7 protein-coding genes are annotated in these 6,225 nt (G+C 43.2%); 6 read left to right on the top strand and 1 reads right to left on the bottom strand.

Going from position 1 to position 6,225, the window contains the following annotated elements; all coding sequences use genetic code 11:
* Positions 1-1,264, top strand: a 1,264-nt coding sequence (locus A1QO_RS16680; protein ID WP_017041561.1) for a tripartite tricarboxylate transporter permease, incomplete at its 5' end; no start/stop codon positions are given.
* Between the two features lie 188 nt (positions 1,265-1,452).
* Here the strand turns inward: A1QO_RS16680 and A1QO_RS16675 are convergent.
* Positions 1,453-2,004 (bottom strand): TetR/AcrR family transcriptional regulator, encoded by a 552-nt coding sequence (locus A1QO_RS16675; RefSeq protein ID WP_017041560.1) that lies wholly within the window; start codon positions 2,002-2,004, stop codon positions 1,453-1,455.
* Between the two features lie 214 nt (positions 2,005-2,218).
* Between A1QO_RS16675 and A1QO_RS16670 the strand changes: the two genes are divergently transcribed.
* The 5 genes from A1QO_RS16670 to A1QO_RS16650 all read left to right on the top strand — a co-directional run bounded on the left by A1QO_RS16670 (position 2,219) and on the right by A1QO_RS16650 (position 6,211).
* Positions 2,219-2,872 carry a hypothetical protein gene (locus A1QO_RS16670; RefSeq protein WP_017041559.1) on the top strand — a complete coding sequence of 218 codons (654 nt, stop codon included), beginning with the start codon at positions 2,219-2,221 and terminating at the stop codon, positions 2,870-2,872.
* A 327-nt stretch (positions 2,873-3,199) separates the two neighbouring features.
* The gene (locus tag A1QO_RS16665) at positions 3,200-3,916 is read left to right on the top strand and encodes a hypothetical protein (RefSeq protein ID WP_017041558.1); all 717 of its coding nucleotides are present in this window, start codon (positions 3,200-3,202) and stop codon (positions 3,914-3,916) included.
* Positions 3,909-4,631, top strand: coding sequence for an SDR family NAD(P)-dependent oxidoreductase (locus A1QO_RS16660; protein ID WP_017041557.1), 723 nt, complete (start codon positions 3,909-3,911; stop codon positions 4,629-4,631). Before A1QO_RS16665 ends, A1QO_RS16660 begins: the two co-directional genes overlap by 8 nt.
* A gap of 10 nt (positions 4,632-4,641) precedes the next feature.
* A complete protein-coding gene (locus A1QO_RS16655; protein ID WP_017033919.1) occupies positions 4,642-5,256 on the top strand; it encodes a hypothetical protein in 615 nt (204 codons plus the stop codon).
* Positions 5,228-6,211 carry a helix-turn-helix transcriptional regulator gene (locus A1QO_RS16650; RefSeq protein ID WP_017041556.1) on the top strand — a complete coding sequence of 328 codons (984 nt, stop codon included), beginning with the start codon at positions 5,228-5,230 and terminating at the stop codon, positions 6,209-6,211. Before A1QO_RS16655 ends, A1QO_RS16650 begins: the two co-directional genes overlap by 29 nt.
* Positions 6,212-6,225: the final 14 nt, after the last annotated feature.

The following is a 6,225-nucleotide window of genomic DNA, read 5'->3' as shown; positions in this document are numbered from 1 at the left end:
GGCTATTTTGCTAAAAACGCCTGGCACTCCGGCGTCAGCCGCTACCGTGTTAGACGGCCATACTCTTGCAGCCAAAGGACAAGCAGCGCGTGCTTTGAGTATTTCTGCCATTGCGTCTTTTGTCGGTGGCCTCATCAGTACCATTATTTTGATCGCAATAGCCCCAATGCTGGCTAACTTTGCATTGCGTTTTAATGCCCCTGAGTACTTCGCTTTGGCGCTCTTTGGGCTCCCCATTATTGCTAGCGTCTCTTCTCAAAACATATTAAAAGGTCTGTTGGCAGGCACCATTGGCTTACTTGTTTCTACCGTGGGCTTAGACCCAATCAGTAGCGTTCCTAGATTTACCTTTGGAGTGATGGATCTGTACAGCGGTATCAATGTCATTCCAGTTCTGATTGGTTTATTCGCCCTCTCTGAAGCGATCAATCAGATTGAAAAAATCATCAAAGAAAAGCGAGCCAAAGTACCAAAATTTAGCCATAAGCTACTAAGTAAAAAAGACCTAAAAGAGATGATGCCAACCGCGGTTAAAAGTGGCCTACTGGGTACTTCTATTGGTTCGGTTCCTGGAGCCGGTGCTGATATCTCAGCTTTCATTTGCTACAACGAAGCAAAACGAGTGTCAAAAAAACCGGAAGAGTTTGGTAACGGTTCGGTGCAAGGATTAGCCGCAGCAGAGGCCGGTAACAATGGGGTAACGGGTGGCTCATTAGTACCGTTATTAACCTTGGGTGTCCCAGGTGACGCCGTCACCGCTGTATTACTGGGTGCACTCATAGTTCAAGGTTTAACGCCAGGGCCTTTACTGTTCACACAAAACCCTGAAATTGTCTATGGCATATTCAGCTCTATGCTGGTTGCCAACGCTGTTATGTTGATCATTGGCCTACTGGGTATTCGATTTTTCTGCCGTATCATTGAAGTACCGAAAATAATGATGATTCCTATTATTATCTTCTTATCGGTAATTGGTGCTTATGCCATCAATAATTCGATGTTTGATGTAGGCATAGCGATTGCGTTTGGATTACTGGCATTTGTGCTAGGCAAGCTAGAGATACCTTCATCTCCAATTCTATTAGCGATAATCTTAGGCCCAATGGCTGAAACCAACCTACGCAAATCTCTATTGATGTACGATAACAGTTGGTCATTCCTATACGAAAGACCAATTGCACTCGCATTCATCCTCCTTGCTATTTTTTCAGTGTATTCAACATTGAAAATGAAGAAGAAACAGCAAGACAAAACGATGACCTAGTCTTAGTAAAAACACCCAACTGATGAGGAACCTCAGTAAGGGCGGCTATAGAAAGGAAAATTCAGCCAGTGACGAAAATATAAAATAAAAAGGGGGGACAGTTAAAAACACTGTCTCCCCCCTTTTTAGCCGAAATGAGATGAACACTCTTTAACATCAATTGAAATCAGAAAAACAAAAAGCCGTGGTTATTTCTCAGTGACACCACAAGGCAAGTTTAAGATCCATCCTGCAATCTCTTCTAACTTAGTCTGATTTCCATTCAACAAGCGGGTCATTAACCCCCCTAATATCAGCGCATAAGCTTGAGTGGCATTCGCCTCCCCGACAAGTTTGCTCAGTTCTGCGAGAAATTTGGTATCCGCCATTTTTAACAAATGATCATTGGCGATATCTTGACTGTCTCGATTTTTTACGTAATCCAACAGCACCGTCATTTCACCTTTAAAGCGGCTATCAAGCGCAGTAATCAGCTGAATAATGGCTTGTTGTTTGTTTTCAGGTAAAGGGCTACCCTCTTCGATACCATAAAGTGTATGCGGCTCTAGCACTAACTCAGTACACGCTGCAAACAACGCTTTTTTACTTGAAAAGTAGTGATAAAGCGCACTCTTAGAGACGCCTAGAGCATCAGCGATACCTCGCATACCCAGACCATTAAATCCATGTTCAGAAAAAATCTCAACCGCTTTAGATGCAAGCTCCTTGCGGTAAGCATCACGATCCACCACTTTTGGCATTCAATTATTACCCTTTTAAAATGTTCAATTGGACTCTATTCACTTCACCTTTAAAAGTCCACTGGTCGATAAAAATAAATGGTAGACCGAGTGGACGATAAATCATTGACAATACCTTAATGCGTTCGCTATTATTTTTTAGACCAACTGGACCAAAAAATATCTTATTCACATACTTCAGCGATTTTTCAATGGCTGTATTAAGGGAATCACAATGTCAGAACGTGCGCCGATAAATGAGTCAAAAACAACATCAAAAAATCAAACTACGCGACAAAACGCCCCGATCAACTGGGAATGTACCGGACAATTCAATTTCACGACAGGTTATGGGGCAACGAAAGCAGAAACCGCCATTGCGCACTATGCCACTTTCATTGCCCCTATCGTTTTGTATTTTTTCTCTTGGAAAGCACTCGATTGGAGCGTATTGCAGCTGGTTGTCGCCAGTTTCTTAACCTTGGATATGATTGGAGGTGTCCTCACCAATTCGTTAGGATCAATGAAGCGATTTCTTCACACGGATCAAAAGATCGAGGTCAATTGGGTTGGTCAGCTCGTCGGCAGCAAGTTTCTATTTCCAGCGACTCACTTACAATTATTTGCGATACCTTTGTGTTTCGACATCGCGTGGTCGTATGCGTTTATTTGGTATGCCGTTATGATGATCTCTATTGTGATCATTCACTGTCTGCCTATGTACCTGCACCGCCCTATCGCTTTGTTTGTTGTGATGCATTCCATCATCCTTAGTCAATTGATGCCAGCCCCTGAAGGACTTGAGTGGATCGCCCCTATTTTTATCATGAAGTTGGTGCTGTCTCATGGGGTAAGAGAAGAGCCCTACCGCCCAACACTGACGAGCTAAAGGCCAACGACAACCATAAAGGAAGATACCATGACGCATAGTTATGACAGATAGTTATGACAGATAGTTATGACAGATAGTTATGGCGAATAGTTATGGCGAACAGCTGAACAACTAAAAAACGCCTCGGGGTTGTGCTTCCTTTCAACGTCTCTTTACCTCACTTCCCGCACGCTAACCCGGCTTCTCCTTCACAAAACATCATCCCAAAACGCCATCAGACCGCGTGAGCAATATTGCCGTCTGCTAAAACTCAATTTGGCGTAAATATTCAATAGATCACGATGTCTTCTGGTTATCTTAGGAACTAGACAAGCTAACGAGGACATGATTTTGAGTAGAGTAAATAGCCAACTAAGCGTTGCGTCAAAAGCAAAGGTATTTGACCAAAAACATCAAAGCGAACGAGCCATGTTCGAATACAAACTCTCTGTAGAGGCAAAAGAAAATGGCACATTTGAAGCGAATCGGATCTGGCTAGGGTTAACCTCTCCCTACATTGCGAAAGAAACCGTTGTTTGGTGCCCAAAACAAGGTCTGAAAAAAGTTGAAATGCACCAGCCTCACCTGAATGAATCGGGGTCATTGGCCATATCCGCAAAGCAAGGTCGAGCAGATTTAAGTAGTCAAAACACTGAATATAAACAGAAAAGTAAAACATTAAACTTTACAAAACGCCCGTGTACTTTGTTAAGTATTCCGTTTGAAATTGTTCATCATTGGGATGAATTATCAGCAGGGAACGTTCTTTATTTCGACTATACCGTCCTTAAAGTTCAGGCCCACACTGGGGTGAAGTTAACTATGCGCGATGAAGGTGAGTTTAAGGTCGTGAGTGTTACACCAGAAAAATGGTTTTGGCGCTTATTGTTTGGTTCGACTGAATATTACTTTGAAGGTGATGCACCCAAGCTCACAAAAATAGTCGGGTTGCTAGAGCCTAGAGATAGAAACCTTCGTGGCAAATACGTGGAATATTTAGGTCGTGCAATTTTCGATCGTACGGTGGATTTTTCAATGATCAAGGAATCAAATCATGTATAAAACGGTGTTAATTACTGGCGGAACGCGAGGCATCGGTCAAGCTTTAGTCAAACAATATTTGAATCACGGCTACACAGTGATCGCAACAGGGAGTTCGGAAAAAAGCGTTGTCAGCTGTAAAAAGGCATACCCAGAAGTACGTTGGTACAAATGTAATTTAAAATCGGCCCAAAGCATTGAACAATTTGCTCAGGCTTTAAATGGTGAGCCGCTGTCCTTGGTGATTCACAATGCAGGCGTACAACAGGCTAGAGATCTATTTGTAGACACTGATGAAGCCATTAGCATTGAAGATGAGACGATGATTAACTTTACCGCGCCAATCTTGCTTACGCGCCTCCTGTTTGACAATGTTCAGCGTGCAACTGGCACCTGGGTTTTTGCAACGTCGGGGTTAGCGATTGCGCCTAAACAAAGCTCACCGATTTACTGCGCGAACAAAGCCGGACTGAGGACATTTTGTAAGTCTTTTAATGGTCAAATTAAGCGGCACAACAGCGATATTAAAGTGTGTGAAGCCATCTTACCCTTGGTGGATACCGAGATGACACAGGGGCGTGGCAAAGGGAAAATTTCACCAGCTCAAGCGGCGCTGGAAGTTTTTGAGGGCGCGGAAAAAGGGAAAAAAGAAATTCACATCGGTAAGATTAAACTCGTAATGAAGTTACGCGCGTTGTTTCCAAATCTTATCGAAAACATCATGTTAAAAGAATAAGGAAGATACGATGAAAAGAAAATCTTCCATTGCTCAGCGAGTGTTAACCTGGATCAGTAACAATGGCGCGAAAGAGAAAGCGATTCCAATCTTGGCTGGCGTTTCAATAGGTGACTTTTTTGTTCCAGCGTTACCCACACAAACGTCGGTCATGCTGCTAGCCTGGTTGCAGCCCAAACGAGCAATATGGATTGTGTTCGCATTTGCTACCGCCGCGGCGGCGGGTGCGGGAATATTAACGTTGCTGGCCACATTGCTTGACCACTACTTACAAATGGCCACGCCAACGGCAGAATCGAAGGTATACCAACAGTGGTTAACACTACAAGGATACATTCAAGAGTACGGATTTCTAGCCTTAGCGGTAATGTCACTACTTCCAACACCACCAAGGACAATGGTGGTACTGAGCTTACTCTCAGGGCTGGCCTGGTTTGGGATTTTATTAACGGTTTTTGTCGGTAAATTTGTCTGGTTTTCCGTCGTCGTTACTTTAATTACGTTTGCCCCGAAATGGTTAATAAAATTGCCACTGATTGGCACTAAGGTACAGAGACTATTAGAGCAAAAATCAACGTATGAACGGGAAAGGTTATATGGTCGAAGTCGCCAACAAAAATACTGAATCAAAGGCATTTGCAAGTAAAACCATGTTGAATATTCTCAATGCAGGGCTAAATACCTTGCTTGATGATTCTTTGCTTTCGCCAGCGCAGCCGTTTATAGCAAGGCTATTGAAAACCAATCAGTCGCAGGCCCATATTCCTCTAGAAACCAAGCGCGACTTTATTAATGAGGTAAGCCAACGATACGGGGCCAGTGCATTATTGTGCATTGGCATCGGCGTGAAGCAATTTATAGATTCGCCTGTAGGCCGTGCTCTTTTAAACGGAAGTGATCCATTCTTGCTGCTTAAAAAATGGCAAAGGCTGGAACGCTACGTACATAGTCAGCACTTTGTTGATTTTGAATATCACGATGATTGCGTCAAGGTGACACACAAATCCAATACCACAGAGATGCCAAGTATTGAAGAAGATTTAGCCGTTCTTGGGGTGTTGTGTGCCCTTCTCTATGAATCATCCGCTAGAAAGATTGCCATTGGCCATAGTTTAGACGCTTCTGAAAGTTTTTTTTCTTACCCCAGTTTGCAGTGTGATCCGTCACAGCTTCACCGCGATGCACCTTGGTATATTCACTTTCAAGTCCGTGATAAAAAGAATCCAAAAATAAAAACCGTTGAACAATCGGTAACAAATAACACGCTGAGTATGGTGAACAGGGCTAAACAAACCATCATGGATTTAGGGTTACTTGAAGTCGATTTGCAACAAGTATCTAGATGTTTAGCGCTATCTCCCCGCTCCTTACAACGTAAGCTAAGCGATGAAGGCCATAGTTTTGCCAAATTATTACAAGATGTACGCGTACACTTTGCCAGCCAATCATTACTCGACGAAGCATCATGCATTGCTGAGGTAGGCTTTGTGAGTGGGTTTGCCGATCAAGCCCATTTTACTCGTGTCTTTAAGCAATGGACTGGCATGTCACCGAAGCAATATACGCAGTTTAAAAGCTAAGAAGCTGTAATAGA

This window comes from Vibrio genomosp. F10 str. ZF-129 (genome assembly GCF_000287055.2).
GTDB lineage: Bacteria > Pseudomonadota > Gammaproteobacteria > Enterobacterales > Vibrionaceae > Vibrio.
Note: the sequence above shows the minus strand (reverse complement) of the source record. Positions and strands in the feature narration are given on the sequence as shown.